General features: G+C 43.2%; 14 protein-coding genes and 1 tRNA gene. 4 read left to right on the forward strand and 11 right to left on the reverse strand.

Going from position 1 to position 19,038, the window contains the following annotated elements; genetic code table 11:
• Window positions 1–56: 56 nt before the first annotated feature.
• Window positions 57–1,115, reverse strand: coding sequence for a serine hydrolase (locus J0L60_02670; protein MBN8545013.1), 1,059 nt, complete (start codon window positions 1,113–1,115; stop codon window positions 57–59).
• Between the two features lie 206 nt (window positions 1,116–1,321).
• Window positions 1,322–1,543 carry a DUF433 domain-containing protein gene (locus J0L60_02675; GenBank protein MBN8545014.1) on the reverse strand — a complete coding sequence of 74 codons (222 nt, stop codon included), beginning with the start codon at window positions 1,541–1,543 and terminating at the stop codon, window positions 1,322–1,324.
• Between the two features lie 251 nt (window positions 1,544–1,794).
• Between J0L60_02675 and J0L60_02680 the strand changes: the two genes are divergently transcribed.
• Window positions 1,795–2,067: a hypothetical protein gene (locus J0L60_02680; protein MBN8545015.1), complete on the forward strand. Its 273-nt coding sequence runs from the start codon at window positions 1,795–1,797 to the stop codon at window positions 2,065–2,067.
• 60 nt (window positions 2,068–2,127) lie between these two features.
• Here J0L60_02680 and J0L60_02685 read toward each other — a convergent pair.
• Together J0L60_02685 and J0L60_02690 are read right to left on the reverse strand one after the other, a co-directional pair.
• Window positions 2,128–2,199 (reverse strand) — tRNA-Lys (locus J0L60_02685).
• 356 nt (window positions 2,200–2,555) lie between these two features.
• Window positions 2,556–4,646 carry a T9SS type A sorting domain-containing protein gene (locus J0L60_02690; protein MBN8545016.1) on the reverse strand — a complete coding sequence of 697 codons (2,091 nt, stop codon included), beginning with the start codon at window positions 4,644–4,646 and terminating at the stop codon, window positions 2,556–2,558.
• Window positions 4,647–4,973: 327 nt separating this feature from the next.
• Between J0L60_02690 and mgtE the strand changes: the two genes are divergently transcribed.
• Window positions 4,974–6,353, forward strand: a complete 1,380-nt coding sequence (gene mgtE, locus J0L60_02695; protein ID MBN8545017.1) for a magnesium transporter — start codon at window positions 4,974–4,976, stop codon at window positions 6,351–6,353.
• A gap of 77 nt (window positions 6,354–6,430) precedes the next feature.
• Here the strand turns inward: mgtE and J0L60_02700 are convergent, their stop codons facing one another.
• Together J0L60_02700 and J0L60_02705 are read right to left on the reverse strand one after the other, a co-directional pair.
• Window positions 6,431–7,339, reverse strand: a complete 909-nt coding sequence (locus J0L60_02700; GenBank protein MBN8545018.1) for a hypothetical protein — start codon at window positions 7,337–7,339, stop codon at window positions 6,431–6,433.
• A 123-nt stretch (window positions 7,340–7,462) separates the two neighbouring features.
• Window positions 7,463–7,942, reverse strand: a complete 480-nt coding sequence (locus tag J0L60_02705) for a hypothetical protein (GenBank protein MBN8545019.1) — start codon at window positions 7,940–7,942, stop codon at window positions 7,463–7,465.
• A gap of 272 nt (window positions 7,943–8,214) precedes the next feature.
• On the opposite strand from J0L60_02705, the gene J0L60_02710 reads away from it, so the two are divergent.
• Entirely contained in the window at window positions 8,215–10,563 is a 2,349-nt protein-coding gene (locus J0L60_02710; GenBank protein MBN8545020.1) for an ammonia-forming cytochrome c nitrite reductase subunit c552, read from the forward strand.
• A 252-nt stretch (window positions 10,564–10,815) separates the two neighbouring features.
• Entirely contained in the window at window positions 10,816–11,304 is a 489-nt protein-coding gene (locus J0L60_02715; GenBank protein MBN8545021.1) for a dCMP deaminase family protein, read from the forward strand.
• Here the strand turns inward: J0L60_02715 and ppc are convergent, their stop codons facing one another.
• The 5 genes from ppc to J0L60_02740 all read right to left on the reverse strand — a co-directional run bounded on the left by ppc (window position 11,305) and on the right by J0L60_02740 (window position 19,038).
• Complete coding sequence (ppc, locus tag J0L60_02720) at window positions 11,305–14,067, reverse strand: phosphoenolpyruvate carboxylase (GenBank protein ID MBN8545022.1); 2,763 nt, start codon at window positions 14,065–14,067, stop codon at window positions 11,305–11,307.
• Between the two features lie 66 nt (window positions 14,068–14,133).
• Window positions 14,134–14,685: a hypothetical protein gene (locus tag J0L60_02725; GenBank protein MBN8545023.1), complete on the reverse strand. Its 552-nt coding sequence runs from the start codon at window positions 14,683–14,685 to the stop codon at window positions 14,134–14,136.
• Between the two features lie 88 nt (window positions 14,686–14,773).
• Window positions 14,774–15,415 (reverse strand): HAD family hydrolase, encoded by a 642-nt coding sequence (locus J0L60_02730; protein ID MBN8545024.1) that lies wholly within the window; start codon window positions 15,413–15,415, stop codon window positions 14,774–14,776.
• 6 nt (window positions 15,416–15,421) lie between these two features.
• Window positions 15,422–17,263 (reverse strand): PQQ-binding-like beta-propeller repeat protein, encoded by a 1,842-nt coding sequence (locus tag J0L60_02735; GenBank protein MBN8545025.1) that lies wholly within the window; start codon window positions 17,261–17,263, stop codon window positions 15,422–15,424.
• An 80-nt stretch (window positions 17,264–17,343) separates the two neighbouring features.
• On the reverse strand, window positions 17,344–19,038 hold the full coding sequence (locus tag J0L60_02740; GenBank protein MBN8545026.1) for a proline--tRNA ligase: 1,695 nt from the start codon (window positions 19,036–19,038) through the stop codon (window positions 17,344–17,346).

The following is a 19,038-nucleotide window of genomic DNA, read 5'->3' on the forward strand; positions in this document are numbered from 1 at the left end:
ATCTCTGAATAATTGTTAAATGATCAGTCAAAAATAAAAAGAACTGGGGAGGGATTTCAATTAAAAGCCCCCAGGACATCCGACATAATGAGGTTCATGGTTGCCATCCACTGTTGATTCGCAACAGAGGATCCAACACCGCTCCATTTATTGGTCGCCACGATCACCAGTTTATAGTCCGGTACAACCACGATAAACTGCCCTCCCCAACCGTTCGCGAAAGCATACTTCCCTTTTGAACCTTCCCCAGTCCACCAGCCAAATCCGTATCCGTTTGCATAATTCATCGTGTTGTCTGCAATGGAAATCTGGTGAGCTTTCAATCGGGTGATCCATTCCTGAGAGACTATTCTTCGTCCCATATACTCACCCTTGTCGAGAATCAAATTTCCGATTTTTATCATCTCGCGGGGCGTAAGTTCCAATCCGGCGCCACCGTTGTTGTAACCTTGCCGGTCTGTCTGCCAGTTTCTCGCACCCATTTCAAGTCTTTCAAAGAAATGAATATTTGCAAATTCGAGGGTTTGCATTTTGGCAGCACGGGAAATAATCACCGACAGGATATGCAAAGCTGCAGAGTTATAAGTAAAAGTCAGTCCCGGTAACGAAGTTAACGGCTTTGCAAAAAGATATTGAACCTGATTTTCAGCAAGCACCCAGTTGTTGTAACCGAATTCAGAATTTAGCTCATTCCACTCGAAACCGCTGCTCATCGAGAGGAGATGGCCAATGGTGATGTTCCCTTTTTCAGTTGAGAGATCGGGAACCAGGGGCCTGATAAAGCTGTCGATTGGCTGTTCTGAAGATTTAATCAATCCCTTATCGATTGCAATTCCCGTCAGAATGGCAACCACACTTTTTGTTACAGATCTTACATCATGCGTAAGATCAGCGCCGCCACCGTTAAAATACGCCTCTTTTACTATCGTTCCATTTCTGGAGACAACAAGACTTTTAAGATTTGTCATACCGGCTGCCCGTGAAAAAGCTGCGTCAAGTTTTGTCTGATCCACCGGTTCTACAGGATTGGAGGAGTTCTCCTTTGAGCAGGATAAATTGAGGATCACAAAAAGAAAAAGAAGGGAAATTTTAACTGAATTAATGAGATTTTTCATTTTTTCATCTCTTGTTTGTGAACGAAGCTGATATCGCTTCATCCGGTCAAACATAATAAAATTTAAAGATGACTAAAATTACAAAATATTTTTTGTAATACAATCCAGGAGGGGAGGAGGGGGCAATGTTTCGTTTGATCCTCAAGATCACTTAGAAATGAAATGATGTGCCCTTTTTCATTCAGTAGAATCTGAGATTAGTAATTTCATATCGCGATTTTTTTTCGGTGTTCCCTTTCAGCGGCAAAAGCCAGACACGCCAGAATATCGTCATGGGTTAATTCAGGAAAATCTTCAAGTATCTCCTGCATTGTCATTCCTGAAGCAAGCCAGCTCAATACATCATAGACGCTGATTCTGGTATCTCTCACACAAGGTTTACCAAATCGTTTTTCGCTCTGAATTGTTATGATATCATCATATTTCATTTTCAAGTCTCGTATTGAATTAAATTACATCCAAAACCACTAAATTTCAGATACAATATAAAAAATACACAGTAATTGATTTAATCCTCTTTGGATTCTCCCGACAGAATAGCCTCTGCAGAACCCGCTGGTTTCGGCCTGGTTGCTACCATTCATCATTAAATTAGTGTTAATTCTGTATAAAAATTAGTAGATCTACTAATTTATTTTTAATTTTGGATAGTATAATTTCGTAATCTTCCCGGTTTAATATGAGCGACTCTCTTGTAATAATCGTAACGCTTGTCTTTTTTATAGTTGTCCCACCCGTCAGTATTGCTCTCTTCAGGAAGCAGAAAGACTCTTATCTCGACCCCGAAACTATCGAGAACATGTCGATTAATCCCGATCTGGTTGCTTTCGAAGATGAATCACGGGTAGATGAGAATTCTGAAACAGAGGATTCTGATAATGTTGAAATCGAGCGCGAACCTCCCAAACATAAGTTTTCGCGAAAAACCAATCCCAAGCACCACTTCAAATAATTGGATAGTTGAGGTATTTAAAACAAAAAAGCCCTCAGATTTCTCTGAAGGCTTTTCTTGTGAGCACGGGTGGGCTCGAACCACCGACCCTCTGCTTAAAAGGCAGATGCTCTACCCCTGAGCTACGTGCCCAACAAACAATAAAAAACTTTTTCGGCCCGAACCACCGACGCTTCCGATAAATCGGAATGCTCTACCCCTGAGCTACGTGCCCAACTACAACTTTGAATAAAAAATCAAAATTAGCTTACAAATATAAGCACATGGAAAATAAATTCAAAATGTTTTTTTAGCGTCAGTCGTTATTTAAAGAGGTCTATTTGAAAAAATAGTGGCAAAAGATTGAAGTGTTCAATTTGAAAGGGGGAAAAGATAGAATTCGAGAAGCATCATAGCCGGAAATTTGGACGATATAATGCGATTTTAGAAGATATCTCCCGACTGCTCCTGTGAACACAAACCATTAACAATAAGGAATCTTTTCAATGCTATCGCATAACAACCATCTTCTTCACTAAACTCACCCCTCCCGATGCCATCCTGTAAAAATAGACCCCGCTTGGCAGGTTATCTGCCTTAAAGGTGACCCGGTGATTGCCTGCTTCTTGTATGCCTTCAACAAGTGTGGCGATTTTTTGTCCGAGAGTGTTATATACAATTATTGTTACTTCACCGGTGACAGGTAGTGTGTAAGAGATAATGGTTTCCGGATTAAATGGATTTGGGTAGTTCTGCCCGAGTTCAAATGAGACCGGTGTGGATGTTACAATTTCGTCAACAGAAACCACACCACCTCCGTCAGTGGTTTTCAGAATGGAGCCGTAAGACCCTGCAATCCATGCTGTCTGTCGATCAAACATTTCTACCGTATAAAATGCGTATGTCGTTCCACTATTCTGTTTTCCCCAGGTGTCACCCCCGTCTGTGGTGAAAAAGAGGGTTCCATTTGCACCGACTGCCCGACCAGACATCTCATCCGCGAAATCGATCGATTCGAGCAAAAGTCCGGGTTCCAAATGCTGACGAACCCATGAGATACCTCCATTTGTTGTTTTCAGAATCGTACCATTCCAACCACATGCCCAACCTGTTAGTTCATTTACGAAGCAAAAAGAGTACATTGTCACGGTTCCAACATAGATCCCCTGCCAGTTTCCTCCCCCGTTGGTTGTCTTGTAGATCACTCCGCCATCCGCGATGCACCAACCTGTCTGACTGTTTATAAATCTAATCTCCATTATTGAACTTGTAGTATCGTTGAATTGGGGGATCCAGGTTTGCCCCCCGTCAGTGGTTTTCCTTATCTTTCCAGAGTGACCGGCAACCCATCCTGTCTGAGAATCAACAAAACTCAATGAATGTAAAGGGTATTCAGTGGTATTCTCCTGTAGTGACCAGCTTACACCCCCATTAGTGGTCCTAAGAATATTCCAGACATAACCCTCTCCTCCGACAGCCCATCCATTCATGTTATCCACGAACTGTACCGCCCTCAAAGGTTGAGTTGTGCCACTGTTTTGGACCTCCCAGGTTGATCCGCTGTTGGATGTGTGGATTATAGTCCCGCCCAGACCCACCATCCAGCCGTTAAGGGAATCGGTAAAACTAGACGAGTAAAGTGTGGCAGAAGTAACCCGTGGTTTGGAGCTCCAGGTTGCTCCTCCATCGGAGGTAAGAAACAACTGGCCATACTGTCCGACTACACATCCTGTTGATGAATTTGCGAAATGCATCCCTCTCAGGAACCAGGTGCCCCCTGTTATTGACTCATTCCATGTATTACCGCCGTCGGTGGTTCTTGACACATTGAACTTGTCGCTTAGAGCCCAGCCGTGCAGGGAATCGATGAATTGGAGCGCCATACGATACCGGGTCGAACCCGTGGTTATCCTGGTCCAGGAGGTTCCACCATTCGTGGTTTTCATAATCGTTCCGGCACCACCTCCGCACGCCCATCCATTTTGTGAACCGAAGAACTGTATCGAATAGAAAGTCTCCAGTGTCCCTGTGGTTTGTGTCTGCCAGGAATTACCACCGTCAGTTGTTTTAAGGATATAGCCTGACTGTCCGGCTGCCCAACCTGTGTTCTGATCGATAAAGAAAATTGATTCCAGCTTGATCTCCGGTTGATTACGGAAAGTGCTCCAAGAGGTTCCGCCATCAGTCGTCTTCATGATTACACCTCCCCACCCTGTTGCCCACCCCGTCATTTCGTTTATGAAGAAAACATCAATCAGGTCTTTATTCACAATTGCATCCGAAACTTCCCAGTAACTGCCGCCATCGGTGGTTTTAAGGAAGGTTCCATGGTCGCCCACTGCAAAACTGATTTGTGAGTTTAATGTAAACAAGCCATGCAAATAATAACCTGTATTCGCCTCCATCCTGTGCCAATTCTCGCCGCCATTGGTAGTCTTTATTATTGTGCCATCAGCACCAACCGCCAACGCGGTCTCCGGATTTGTGTACTTTACATCGAAAAGCCAGTTTCCCTGAGGAAGCGGATTTTGCCAGAACCATTGGGCATTAAGAATGGATGAGAGGGTGAGTATAAATAGAAGTGAAGTCTGTGCTTTCATTTTTTACCTGCCTAAAAAAAGTGATGTTCAATAGTCATTTTGTGCCGCATCAATCCTGATGCCGAAATAAAATTCGTAAGTCCGTTAATTCTATCGAAAAAAATCAATTATTGAAGTATCGGAAATTTTTTATTAAAATCCTAATGATAATTAGCTGGTATTATACTAAGTGTAAATACAAAAATAACTTCAAATTGACTTTTTAGTAGCCCCGAAATTCCTTAATTTTAGAGTCTGTTTTTGAAAAAATTTGATATCAGTATACCAGTGTAATCACCAACAGCAGCCAACTAATTCCCGTCTTCTCAAAAAAATGCAGGAGAAGCTATGATTGGAAAAATACTCCAGCCCGAGATCAGCGAGTTAATCCGTAAAAGGAATCTCTCGCCGATTAAAGAACTTATAGATGAATGGACTCCTGCAGACCTGGCTGACCTCATTTCCTGCCTTCCCGATACCGATTGTGCCGTTTTCTTCAGAGTACTCCCCAAAGATGTGGAGATAGAAACATTCGAATACCTTGAGATTGAAGATCAGATGAATCTTCTTAAAGCGATGGGGAATGAAGAGGTTTCGAACATCCTGAACGAGATGTCGCCTGATGATCGTACCGCACTGTTTGAAGAACTTCCGGCAAGCATTACAAAACAACTGATGTCCCTCCTCTCAACCGAGGAAAGGGCAGTCGCAAAACAGTTGCTTGGTTATCCCGAAAACTCTATCGGCCGTCTGATGACTCCCGATTACATAGCAGTAGAGGAAGACTGGTCGATAAAGGAAGTGCTGGACTACATTCGTGAAAACGGTGAGGATTCTGAAACCCTGAACACGATTTATGTCGTGAATGAAAGAGGGCAGCTCGTGGATGACATCAGAATCAGGGAGTTTCTGTTGAATCCACTTCACAAAAAGGTGTATGATCTGATGGATAACAATTTTGTCTGTCTTAGCGCTTCGGAAGATCAGGAACAGGCAGTAGAGGTTTTCAAGAAATATGACAAACTTTCGATTCCCGTGGTTGATTCAGACGGTGTACTGATTGGCATCATTACCGTGGATGATGTGTTGGATGTTGCTGAAGAAGAGGCTACCGAGGATATCCAGAAACTGGGTGCCGTTTCTGCTTTGGAGGATTCATATGTAGACACTACAATTCCGCAGATGATAAAAAAACGGGTCGGCTGGCTTGCAGTACTTTTTGTCAGCGGAAGTCTTACAGCGTCTGCGATAGGAATTTTCGAAGAGGAGCTTGCAAAGGCACTTGTGCTTTCCCTCTTTATTCCGCTGGTTATTGCCTCGGGGGGTAATTCAGGATCGCAGGCAGCCACTCTTGTCACCCGTGCCCTCTCACTTGGTGAAATATCGATAGGTGACTGGTGGGGAGTGATGAAAAAAGAATTCATAACGGGGCTTTTTCTCGGACTGATCCTTGCCGTAATCGGATTTTTCAGAATTGCCATACTTGAGGTGCTGAACCTGAGTCATCTCGATTACTGGTTTTTAATCTCACTGAGTGTATCAAGTGCCCTGATCGGGGTTGTTCTTTGGGGTACATTTGTGGGTGCAATGTTGCCGCTTTTGCTTAAGAGGCTGGGTTTTGATCCCGCTACTTCGTCAGCCCCCTTTGTTTCCACACTTGTGGATGTGACGGGAATAATCATCTACTTCACCTGTGCCGCCCTTTTCCTCAGGGGTACACTTCTTTAATACCGGGGTAACACCCAAAATAAAAAAGGCAGACCACATTTTTTGCAGCCCGCCTTTTCCATTCAACTAAAATTTCCTTATTGTGTCAGCTCACCTGTTACAGGATCGAGGAGGAATTTGGTGCCACCGACATTCATTTGAATTTTATCACCGCCGAGAGTAATGTTTATTTCCCGGTTGATAACTTTTTCTCTGTAAACTTCACCTTTCAGAAATGTAACTGTTGCTGTGTAGGTGCCGGTGATTGTTCCGCTTATTGCACGATGCCAGTTTAGTGTCCTTATTCTTGGCCCCTTAACATTGGTAAAGTTTAATGTAAGGTTGTTGTTAAGTGTGCGGACGGCATTTCCTCTGGTGATGGTATCAGAGACGGCTCTTCTTAGAGGGGAGGCCGGAAGTGTATTAACTGTGACAATGGAAGTGTTGGCGTCTGTTGTGGTCCATCCGGCAGAGAGAGTGAGAAGCTTGCGGGATACGCCCGGTCTTACCAGTTCCCCGGTTCCGCTGACAATTTCCTGATTTACAGAGTAGGCAGTATCAGGTGTACCGTTCAGATCGACAATATAGTGTTTTTGAAAAACGCCGTTTTTGTTCAGGAATCTGTGTTTATACACGCGAACATAGTTTGCATGATAGAGTCCGTTAGGGTCGCCTTTTGTGCGGGTTACGGTTACCGTCCACCAGCCTGTAAGAGAGTCATAGACCTTTTCAACATTTACAGAGCCATTCCGGAAACCAAAAAGAGAGTTAACCACCTCGTTTTGCAGTCCTTCTTTTGTAGCACTTGCCATCATGTCAGACATTTGTTCGAGAGCTCCGCCGTCGTTAATTGCCAGTGAGGCTGCTATTGATGCTGCTGCGTCCTGCGTTGCTGCGGCTTCCACCTGCACTTCAGTTGGATTTTCACCTTTTTTACATCCCGAAATCATCAGGAAGAAGGGGATAACCAGTAGCAGGGCGAAAAGTGCTCTTAATCTGTTATTCATAGAAAGCGTCTCCGTTTCTTATTGTGTGAGAGATATTAAATAATTGTTGTTCTGTCTGTTAGATAAAACCTGAATTAAAATGGTTTAAATTCACCAAATTTTTACCCTTCGACAGAAACAGAATCAATCCTGTGTAAAGAAAAGCACCCCCTCGCCGTTCTCACCATTGGAAATAGTGCAATGAAATGTTTCATTCATCACGGTTTCAAATTTATCAGGAGTGATGTAGCGGGCATTTACTTCAACAGAATTATCCTCGAAGACGCGACACTTCACATAATTGGTGACATATCCATATTTTCTGTGGGAGATGAGTACGGCCTTGCTGAATGCGAGGTACCCTTTGGGGTTTTTGATCGAACCTGCAGGGAAGTATTCGAACTCATCTATTCCCATTCCTCCGGTTACATCGGGAGATTTTTCTTCAGTGGAATCGATCACCAGCCGGCATTTCGCATAATGAAAGACAACCCTGACCTGGGCTCCCTTGTCAAGAGTGGAGAGAAGTTCACCAAAGTTTTTGATTTGAACGGTTTCCTGAGCGAGAATGGCCGGTATGAAGACCACGAAAAACAGGAGTAATAAACGGGTAAAATGTGTCATGGAAAATTCCTGATTTTTGATATCATAATATACATAAGGTAAATCTTGCAAAGATGTTCCTCATAACAAAACAACCCGTGTTACAACTTACATTCTCAAATCAGATAAAAATTTCCAATTATTGAAAAAAATTTTCTTCATTATTAGAATTTTTTCCTGTTTGTAAAAAAATTATACACTAAAACAAGCCATTACAGCACATATGCATAAAAATTCAACATTGGCACGAGAATTGCTTAATTACACCAGCACTTTAATTTATAGAGGCAAAAATGCTAAAAAAACTACTTTTCATTCTGGTAGCTGTATCATTTACCGCAGCAGTGTACGCGCAAGTACCCAGAGCAAAAATCTTTTCCGAGCCAATGTCAGAAGCAAGGTTGACGACATTAGGTTTGAGCACCAACTCCGTTTCTTCCGGAGCTAAAGTTACCGCTAATGGTACTTATTTCTATTTCTCACCAAGAAATATTGCAAATACATTACCGATCACGGCGTTCACTTTTACATTGACAAATAAACCCGCTGGTTCCACAGCTACAATCGAAAATCTTCTGCCGACAATGGTTGGCTTGAAGCCAGATGTAGTTGGTAACTATGTAGTTAATCTTTCAGTCACCACCACAGGCGGCACACATGACACCACAATGACATTTGTAGCCGGTAATTATGTTGGTGTTGGTGGATTTGACGGTATCGCCGGTACATTCCCAAAATGTATGACCTGCCACTCTTCAAACCCAACCTTCAGCGGCATTTTCAACAGATGGAAAGACTCGAAACACGGTCTCGCACTTAAAAAAGAGATGACCACCGGTCCTTCATCATTTGCTGCTTACTGTTTGAAATGCCATACAACCGGAACAGATCATAATCTCGCATCAGTAAATGGTGGATTTGATGATTTGGCCGCTGCAAACGGATATGTCTATTCAGGACCTCCAAATCCATTGAAATGGGATACCCTTAGAGCAGTTAATGGTGGCGTACTTGTTAATACAGCCAATGTTGGTTGCGAAATGTGCCACGGTGCAGGCAGCCAGCACGCTGCAGCTCCTAGCACAGCAAACATCGCCATCAACTATGAAGCAGGCGCTTGCATGAGATGCCATGATTCACCGCCTTATTACAGAACCTACAATCAGTTTGCTGTAACAAGACACTCAGTAGCAGTATGGTCGAACTCATTTGCACAGGGAACTACCTCACAGAACAACTCATTGAGTAACTGTATCCGTTGCCACGATGCAAAAGGTTACATCAACTACTCATACGGCAGAACAACCAACACAACCGGTTGGACTGAAGCAAACCAGACAGATCTTGGCTGCTCAATGTGCCACGATCCTCACGGAACAACAAACACTGCCAGCTTAAGATATACACCAACTGTTGGTGATACTCTTGGCAACGGTTTTAACTATTCAGCTGTTGTTACAGGTGAAGGCAAACTTTGTATGAACTGCCACAAAGCACGCAGAGACAATGTTACCTATGTTCCTGCAGGTACAGTTAACTCTACCTGGGGACCTCACCACTCATCACAGACAGACAACCTTCTTGGTCAGAATGCTGCTGTATTCACATCAGCTTACCCGTCAAGTCTTGCACACAAATCGACTGCCGGTGCGTGCGTTACCTGCCACATGGCTAAAGACACAACCGCAGCCAACAAAGACAAAGTTGGAAGCCATACATGGAGAATGAACAATCCTGAAACCGGATATGACAACACCACAGCATGTAAATCATGCCATGGCAACATAAACTCATTTGCAGAAATCATTGCTTCAGTTGATTATGACATGGACGGACAGGTCGAACCATTCCAGGTTGAAGTTGACGGTCTCATTAGAACCCTTAGAATCTGGTTACCACCAGTTGGTCTCGATTCAATTTCCTACACAATGATCAACGCAAACAACAACCTTACTGAAAGAAAAGCATACTGGAACTACCAGCTTATCGCTTATGATCACTCAAGAGGAATTCATAATCCTAAATTTGCTATCAGTGTTCTTCAGAGATCAATCGCTGCTCTCGGCGGACCTGTTCCTGTAGAACTTACTGACTTCAGTGCTGCTGTTGTTAATAACAATGTAACAGTAAACTGGGCTACCGCAACCGAAACCAACAACAAGGGATTCTCGGTTGAGAGAAAAGCCAAAAACGGCGAATGGGCAACTATCGGATTTGTTAACGGTAAAGGAAACTCAACCGAAATAACAAACTACTCATATACCGATAAAGAAGCTGTAAAACTGAACTCATCAAAAGTCAGCTACAGACTGAAACAAGTTGACCTCGACGGAACAACCACCTACACCAAAGAAATCGAAGTTGAGATTACTCTGCCTAATACTTTAAGTCTTGGTCAGAACTATCCTAACCCGTTCAACCCTTCAACAAAGATAACTTTCGAAATTCCTGAAAACGGAATGGTTACCCTGAAAGTTTACAATGTTTCCGGTGTTGAAGTTGCTACACTTGTAAACAAACAAATGACCAACGGAAGATATGACATCGCTTTTGATGCTACAAGTCTTTCATCAGGCGTTTATTTCTATCGCTTACAGTTCGGCAACCAGGTTATCACACGCAAAATGGTGGTAATGAAGTAGGTATTAGGTATTAGGTATCAGGTATTATTTTTGATCTGATACATTCTACCCTATCTTTTGAAGCTGCTCTCTGAAAAGGGGGCAGCTTTTTTTTTAATGCAGTAATCCAATAATGCAATAATGCAGTAATGTGATGAACGCTTTGCTTTATTATTATCCTGCTTTGATATTTCCGGAGGCTTGTGAGGTTTTATCCCTTTGCAATTGATCTTATAACAGTTAAATTTAGTGATAAAAAAATGGAAGTTACAGATGACAAAACCCCGTGACCCGATATCGTGGAATGAATGTTTTATGCAGATGGCATACCTGATGGCGATGAGATCGAAAGACCCGAACACTCAGGCAGGTGCAGTAATTGTTGATCAGAACAAGGTAATTGTGGGTTTGGGATACAACGGTTTCCCGAGAGGGATCGACGAGGGGAAACTTCCATGGTCAAGAAGTGGTGGCTTTACGGAATCGAAGTATGCGTTTGTAGTACATGCCGAAGAAAATGCCATTTACAACGCCAATAAATCTGTTCACGATTGTGTTTTATACTGCACTCTTTTCCCCTGCAACGAATGCACAAAGACAATTATACAGAACGGGATAAAAAAAGTAATCTACGCCTCGGATAAATATCACGATGACCCGATTTGGATCGCATCAAGAAAACTGCTGGATCTGGCGGGGGTGGAATATGAACAGTATATTCCCGGGTTCGAACTGAATCTCTCCGAAAAAGGTGAACACTAATCAGCCCGTATTTTTGATTCCTGCTGCAATACCGTTCACGGTCGAACGAAGAAGTGTCGTGAGATCGTCGTTTTCTGCATGATCGTTCCCTTTTCGCCACTCACGGATAAACCTTAATTGAATAAAACTTACGGGATCAATATAGGGATTCCGAAGTTGAAGCCTTCTTTGGAGGTTTTTATTGTTGCCGAGAAGATATTTCTCACCTGTGAGAAGAAGAACGGCACTTACCGACCTGTCGTATTCATCCTTAATCATCCTGAATATTTCCGGTGCTGCCGGACTTTTTGCCAGCAGAGAATATTCCCTTCCGATCATCATGTCCGTCTTAAAAAGAACCATTTCTACATTTTCCGTCAAGACTTTGAAAAAATCCCAGTTGTTGTAGAGTTTTACGAGTTCAGCTTCTGAAGCATCCTCGTTAATAATGGCATCTTCAATTGCCGAGCCATATCCAAACCAGCCTGAAATTGTGTTCCGGTTTTGTGTCCATGCAAAAACCCAGGGAATTGCCCTGAGAGCCGAGAGGTCACCGGTAACTCTTCTGGATCCCGGTCGGGAACCGATCTCAAGTTGTTCAATGACATCAATGGGGGTTGCAGAGCGAAAATACTCCGTAAACCCGGGATGCTCGACCAGAGAGCGGTATTTTTTATATGCCGAGGCTGATATCTTATCAAAAAGGGTGATATTCTGATTCCTCAGAAGTTCTTCCTGCGGGTCCGGAGCAGGTTCCGCAGTTTTGAGTATAACGGCTGAGGTGGTAATTTCGAGTGATTTCAAGGCGGTTTCGGGGATGAGATATTTTGCTGAGATCATTTCACCCTGTTCGGTTATTTTAATCTTCCCCTGAAGCGTTCCTTGAGGATTTGCCATAATGGAATCATAAACAGGACCGCCACCGCGGGAGATGCTGCCTCCCCTGCCATGAAAAATAACCGGCTCTATTTTATATTCGCTGCAAAGTTGTGAAATACCTCTCTGAGCCTTGAAGAGTTCGAAATTGGAAGTTACGATTCCGCCGTCCTTGTTGCTGTCGGAGTAGCCAATCATCACTTTTTGTACTCTGCCCCTTAGCCTTAGATGTCTTCGAAAGACTCTCAGATCAAAGAGTTCTTTAAGAATTGAGGTTGATTCCTGTAAATCGTTTATTGTCTCGAACAGCGGAAGTATATCGATATCCGATGCAACTATTCTTTCCTCTTCAACTTTTACAAGTCCTGATTCTCTGGCAAGGAGGAGAACAGACAGAATATCACTGACTTTGGAACAGTTGCTGATAATGTAGTCTTTTCCTGCATTTTTTGATATATTCTCTTTTGCCCATCTGATCAGGGATATCTCCTCGAGTACCTGAGCTGTCCTCTCTGAGAGACTGGAAAAAGAGTTGATCAACGGTCTTGGTGACAATATTTCATCCCGCAAAACCTTTATTTTTTGCTCTTCAGGGAGATTTCTGAAATTCGGCGATGCTGCGGTGAGGAAGAGAATTTCTTCAATTGCCTCCCTTACAAGGGCTGAATTTTGTCTGATATCTATCTTCACAAAATGAAATCCAAAGGTTTTCACTTTGTAAATAAACGGTTGCAGAATTGTATCCGCTATCAATTCACCTTTGTTTTCCCTGAGGCTCTCTGCCATAAGAGCAAGGTCATCCACCAAATCAGAAGCATCGGGGTAACCGCCTTCACTTCCGGAGAGTGTTCTTCCGAGTTTCTCATAAATGAGAAGAAGTTTTTTACGGTAGAGTTCCGAGGCGTCCCTGTACCAGGGGTGATCGCCGGTATTCAGCGATTTCACATCACTGTTGATCGATGAATTAAGAGCTTTTGAAACGGGGACATGGTTGACGGAATTGCTAAGATTCGTGTAAAGCCTGTCGAGATCCTGCCTGTAGAGCCTGATAATCTCCTCTTTATGCTGGAGAAGAGTTTCGCGGGTAAGTGCCGGGGTAACAAACGGATGCCCGTCGCGGTCACCACCGATCCAGGAGCCAAACCTTACCACAGGGTCAGCCGCAGAGAGCTGATAACCGGATGAGTGGAGTGCATAATTGAAAAGGTGATAAAACTCTTCTACCCGGTCATAGAGTACATCTTTAAGGAAAAAGAGACCTCTCTGAACCTCATCACTCACAGAAACCTTGTGGGTTCTTACATCATTAGTCTGCCAGAGAAGTGTAATCTCCGCCTTCAGTTTTTGAATTATTCCGAAGTGTCGGTAGTTTTTCTCATCTCTGAGAATCAGAAGATTGCAAATTTTGAGAATTTTACGCATTACAGTCTGGCGGGAGGCTTCCGTGGGGTGCGCAGTAAATACGGGAGTAATTTCAATTTTCTTTAAAAGGAGGGAAAGCTCTTTTTCATCCAATCCGTTATTTTTCAAGGTTGCCAGTGTGTGGTCGAAGGTACCAGGTTCCTCTGCTCTGTGGGCACCCTGCCTTTCCCTGTTTTTTCTCAGGGTATAGATTTCGTCGGCAGCATTCACAAGAATAAAGTAGATGGAGAAGGCTTTCACCACCCTTATGGCTTCATCAATTGAAAGGGCAGCGATGATTTCCTTGATTTTTTCAACCGTTTCCCCGTTATACGAGTTTCTGAGTTGTTTAGTGAGAGACCGGAGCTCTTCAACGCTTTCAAAAACCTTTTGTCCCTCCTGTTCCTTAATCACTTCACCGAGAAGGATGCCAAGGTCGCGAATTGTCGAACTCAGGGAGGAATCTTTTGCGTAATTCTCAATTTCTGAAAGGGTTGGTTTGAACATTTAATATCCTTTATGGAAGCAATTGGTACAGAGGGAATTCAGGCAGCAAACTTCAAGCATTTTGCGTTAGAACGGACTCCCCTTCAGCAGAAGCAATGAGAAGACCGTGACACAAATTGCAAAACCCGTACCTATCAAAAGGGAAATAAAGGCATACCTTAAATATCTCATCTTCTTTTGGATCAGAATAAGACCGGAATCGTAAATCTCCCTGAACTGCACCTGATATGTCTTTTTCGGATCACTTAAGGTGTTTGCCATCAGTTTTTCGAATGTTTTGTAGTCATAGTTGATGTAGTATCCTGCGAAGATCGATTCAAGTGTTGTCTCATCGGTAACCTCGGATTTTTTAGCTTTACCCTGAATCAGTTTCGGCATTATACTTAGCGAAGAAAAAATAACAGTGATGAATGCCTGAACCAGCATTGTTAGTGCTGCATACCGAAGGACCGGATGATCCAGATGCGAAAGTGTAATATTCAGCGTGAATGCTGAAATGACTATGAGGATGTGAGCCTTGGTGTCCGCTGCCTGGGTTAATCTGAGGAGATTTTGCCTGGTTTGTGCGAGCAATGAATCTATTTGGGCTCTTGGTTCGGGTATCTCGTGTTGTGACATGGCATTAAATAAAATTAAATATCAGGATAGTGAAAATAACCAATGATAAACAAGAAACAACTCCCCCAACGAGGAAAAGAGAACAATATCAGCCGGAAATGTGGTTGTGAAGCTCTTCCACAGTATTAAAAAGCATCCCGTTGTTCATTTTCATTACAAGTTCCGGTGTCCAGCAGTCCCAAAGCACAGATGCAACAGCTACACCGGCTTCCCTTGCTGCTTTTATATCTGCCGAAGAATCGCCGATCATAATTGCTTCTTCGGGTTTAATCTCAAGTTTTTTAAGAATTGTCAGAATGCCTTCGCCCGACGGTTTTTTTTGAATAACATCATCACCGGATATAAGTAACTCAACTTTTTCGAAAACGCCAAGTTCTTTCAGGGTAATCTCTGCTGATCTTCTCCCTTTTCCTGTGAAAGCCGCAATTCTGCCTCCATTTTCGATAATATGATCCAGCAGGTTTTCGATACCGTCATGCAGGGATGCAATATTGTGGTTCTCCTTGTAATAGACAAAGTAATCGGAAATAGCTTTTTCAGCGTTGTCTCCAAACAACTCCACGATGATTTCCTCTTCAGTGGGACCAAATAGAGCGATTACCTCATCCGGGGAGAGGATTTTACCGAAATATTTGCTGTTAATGTGGTTGAATGAGTCAAATATCAACTGATTTGTCGAGGTAAGTGTACCATCGATATCGAAAATAAAGAGTTTATATTTCAGTGCCATCAGCCGCTACTTTAATTTAAAAAGGAGGATTGTCCCGTCCATGTTGGATGCAATAAAAAGATCACCAAATTTCTCGACAGTTAAGGCTCTTGCCTGACCGAGGTAGAAGAGATTTGTAAACTTATCTTTCTGAAAACGGAGAAAATTGCCGTTTTTCAGCCCAAATATTGCACTTTTATCGAATTCTTTGATTTGAACAGGATTTGTATCGAGCCCCCACTTCACTTTGTGAGTCTTGATCTTCTTTCCTGTAAGAGCATTTACGGTGTGGAATTCGTTTTCGATTGACTTGATAAAAAGTGTCTTCCCATCTTCGCTGAGTCCCAATGACTCCCATGCATTAAATTCCTTGGTGCTCCACTGGGTTTTCCCAAGCAGCACATCCACACATGAAACACTTTTATCGGGAGAAACAAACCAGATGTAATCTCCGTTTGTGACGGGGGTGCAACTTGCGGTTGAATAGTAAAAGTTTACATTTTCCGACCATTTCCAGTTAAGTTTACCCGTGCGCAAGTCGATACAATAAGCCATTCCGTCCCATGCAGAGAATATTACACGGTCATTAATAACAACAGGAAGTGATTCGATTCTTCCTTTTGCATCGGAGTTTTTCCACATCGGTGTAAGTGTTGACGCTTCATAGGCGTAGATTGTACCATTTGCGGTTCCAAAAAGGAGTGCTGTTGTTTGTCTGTCTCTGAAATATACAGGAAAGGAAACGAGCCTTGATGTAATCGGTTCATTTAAACCGAGAGTTTGAAGAACCTCACCCGATTCAAGGTCAATCTGATAAAGGTCGCCACCTGCATTCCCGGCAAAAACCTGTTTTCCCACCACAACAGGGGTTGATACGAGATGTGCCTGAAGGTCGACCCACCAAAGAGTGGTGAGATTTTTATCCAGATTGAAGAGAACCCCTTCCAGTGTTGGCACAAGGATTCCGTCTTTATGAGGGACCGGAGCAGAAACCATGGTTTTACCAAGGTCTATTTTTTTAATTATTTTGGTTTCCTTGTAGTCGATGAAGTCCAGTGAATCGGTTGGCACTGGATTTATTCCGGGCACTTTTGACTCGTCAAACCATGTAAATACGGTATCGACGAAAGATGAATCCCCTCTTAACGAAGCAATACAGGTTATCTTCATCTCTTTTTTTGTAAGATCAACGAAGTTAAAGCCGTAAAGCTTTGTTTTTGATGTGGAGCCAACTCCCATAAAAGCGGGAAGCATGTCAAATTCCATCTTCTTGTTCGCATGCCCGTGACCAACAAAGATGGATTTAAGATTCTTTTTGCGAAGAAGATTTGTCACCTTATACCAGTTGTCCACATCTCCATCGAGGGGATGGTGAATAAAGAAGTAGATTTCCTTGTTATCAGGGATGTTTTTGAGCTGTTTTTCGAGCCAGTCGATATCCTCAGGAACTACATGACCACCGCCACCTCGTAGAACAATACCGGAATTCAATCCGATAAATACATAATTGAGTGTGTCGAACCGGAATTTATTGTCACCAAAAATGGCGGGAAATTCCATTCCACCCATATCCGACCACTTTGTATCGTGGTTGCCGGGAATAATTAAAAACCTTTTATTCAGTTTTGAAAGGAGTTTTTGGGCTCTTTCAAGTTCCTCCCACTTTCCTGTCTCGGAAATATCACCGGTGATAACCACAAATCCAACATCATTCTGCGAGTTAATCCTGTCGATTTGTTTCAGGATCACAGAATCGGATTTTGCATATCCCACATGAATATCGGTAAGCCACGCAAATTTGAGATTTTGCCCGCCTGCAGAGTATGCGGCGATAAAAAGAATTAGTAATAAAATCTTCGATCTAATCATATTATTCATTTCCGGAAGGTAAATTTTCCCAAAGGAAGGATAACCATAAATTATTGGTCAACCTTCCTTATGGGTTAAAATTAAAGTTTTTCGAGCAGGTCTTTGAGAGTCGAAGCGAGGTTTTCGAGAGGAGCTTCGAGTCTTTCACCCGTTTTTCTGACTTTTATCTCCACTTTGTTTTCAGCGAGTTTTTTCTCGCCAACAATCACCTGTAAAGGCATGCCGAGAAGGTCTGCATCCTTAAATTTGAAACCTGCCTGTGCATCAGCTCTGTCGTCAAAAAGCACTTCAATACCAGATGCCAGTAATTCAGAATAGATTTTTTCGGATGCTTCCGCAACCGGTTCCTTTTTCATGTTCAAACCAAGAAGGTGGACATGGAATGGAGCGATTGCCTTGTTCCAGATTATACCCGCTTCATCGTGACTTTGTTCGATGGAGCAGGCGACAACTCTTTCGACACCAATTCCGTAACTGCCCATAACGATCGGTTTCTCATCACCCGCTTCGGTTAGGTAAGTTGCACCCATGGCAGCGGAGTATCTTGTTCCGAGTTTGAAAATGTGTCCGAGTTCTATTGCTGTGAAGACACCGAGTGGCTTTCCACATTTGGGGCAACCTTCTCCGGAAGTGACAGTACGAAGATCGGCGTATTCAATAGTCGGAACATCTCTCTTGAAGTCGATGCCACCGATGTGGTAATCGTTTTTATTCGCACCCGAGAAGAGATTGTTGCAGTCACGAATCCTGAAATCGGCAATTATTCTGCCGTTGAAACCGATCGGTCCGATGGAACCTGCATCTGCACCCGTAATCTCTTTGAGTTCTTCGGGATGTGCAGGTCTGATGCCGCTTCCGAGAGCTTTTTCAAGCTTGGTTTCATTAACCTCGTCATTCCCTGACATAAGTATCAAAACTGCTTTGCCGTCAGCGATATAAACCCTCGATTTTGCCGTCTGTCTCTCGTTAATATTGAGGAAAGCACAAAGTTCATCGATCGATTTCACATTCGGTGTGCTGATTTCGTAAATTTCTTTTGATTCATTATCTCTTTGAACCGGAGTGATGACAGATGAAGCCACTTCAACATTGGCTGCATATCCACAGGCTTCACAATGTGCAACTGTATCTTCGCCGGCATCAGAACCCACCATGAATTCTTCACTGCCACTTCCACCCATCGCACCGCTTGAGGCACCCACGACGAAAAACTTTAAGCCAACTCTTGAAAATATATTTCTGTAAGCCTGATCATGAAGATCATACGACTTGTCGAGACCGTCTGTATCGATGTCCAGTGAGTAGGAATCTTTCATCAGGAATTGTCTTCCGCGAATCACACCGCTTCTTGGTCTGGCCTCATTTCTGAATTTTGTTTGTATCTGGTACCAGGTCTGCGGCATGTCCTTGTAAGATTTCACCACTTTACGGGCATGGAAAGTTATAATTTCTTCATGAGTTGGTGCGAGCACATAATCCCTGTTTTTGAGGTGATACATTGTGTCGCCAAATGCCTCAACTCTGCCTGTTTCTTCCCAGATTTCCCTTGGGTTAAGTGCCGGCAGGTGAAATTCCTGTCCACCTATCGCATCCATCTCCTGACGGATGATTTCACAAACTTTTTTAACCACCCGGTAACCGAGCGGTAGAAATGAATAGATTCCGGCGGCAAGTGCCCTTACATAGCCACCCCTCAGCATGAGGACATGACTCGGTACAACGGCGTCGTTTGGTACTTCTTTAAGTGTCGGTATAAATGATTTGCTTTGTCGCAT

It is taken from the genome of Ignavibacteria bacterium (assembly GCA_017302895.1).
GTDB lineage: Bacteria > Bacteroidota > Ignavibacteria > Ignavibacteriales > Ignavibacteriaceae > UTCHB3.

Excerpts from the sequence above, each read along its gene's own strand:
- J0L60_02675 (MBN8545014.1), bottom strand. The coding sequence starts at position 1,543 with ATGAAATATGATGATATCATAACAATTCAGAGCGAAAAACGATTTGGT.
- mgtE (MBN8545017.1), top strand. The coding sequence starts at position 4,974 with ATGATTGGAAAAATACTCCAGCCCGAGATCAGCGAGTTAATCCGTAAA.
- J0L60_02710 (MBN8545020.1), top strand. The coding sequence starts at position 8,215 with ATGCTAAAAAAACTACTTTTCATTCTGGTAGCTGTATCATTTACCGCA.
- J0L60_02740 (MBN8545026.1), bottom strand. The coding sequence starts at position 19,038 with ATGCGACAAAGCAAATCATTTATACCGACACTTAAAGAAGTACCAAAC.
- J0L60_02730 (MBN8545024.1), bottom strand. The coding sequence starts at position 15,415 with ATGGCACTGAAATATAAACTCTTTATTTTCGATATCGATGGTACACTT.
- J0L60_02680 (MBN8545015.1), top strand. The coding sequence starts at position 1,795 with ATGAGCGACTCTCTTGTAATAATCGTAACGCTTGTCTTTTTTATAGTT.
- J0L60_02690 (MBN8545016.1), bottom strand. The coding sequence starts at position 4,646 with ATGAAAGCACAGACTTCACTTCTATTTATACTCACCCTCTCATCCATT.
- J0L60_02715 (MBN8545021.1), top strand. The coding sequence starts at position 10,816 with ATGACAAAACCCCGTGACCCGATATCGTGGAATGAATGTTTTATGCAG.
- ppc (MBN8545022.1), bottom strand. The coding sequence starts at position 14,067 with ATGTTCAAACCAACCCTTTCAGAAATTGAGAATTACGCAAAAGATTCC.
- J0L60_02725 (MBN8545023.1), bottom strand. The coding sequence starts at position 14,685 with ATGTCACAACACGAGATACCCGAACCAAGAGCCCAAATAGATTCATTG.
- J0L60_02705 (MBN8545019.1), bottom strand. The coding sequence starts at position 7,942 with ATGACACATTTTACCCGTTTATTACTCCTGTTTTTCGTGGTCTTCATA.
- J0L60_02670 (MBN8545013.1), bottom strand. The coding sequence starts at position 1,115 with ATGAAAAATCTCATTAATTCAGTTAAAATTTCCCTTCTTTTTCTTTTT.
- J0L60_02700 (MBN8545018.1), bottom strand. The coding sequence starts at position 7,339 with ATGAATAACAGATTAAGAGCACTTTTCGCCCTGCTACTGGTTATCCCC.
- J0L60_02735 (MBN8545025.1), bottom strand. The coding sequence starts at position 17,263 with ATGATTAGATCGAAGATTTTATTACTAATTCTTTTTATCGCCGCATAC.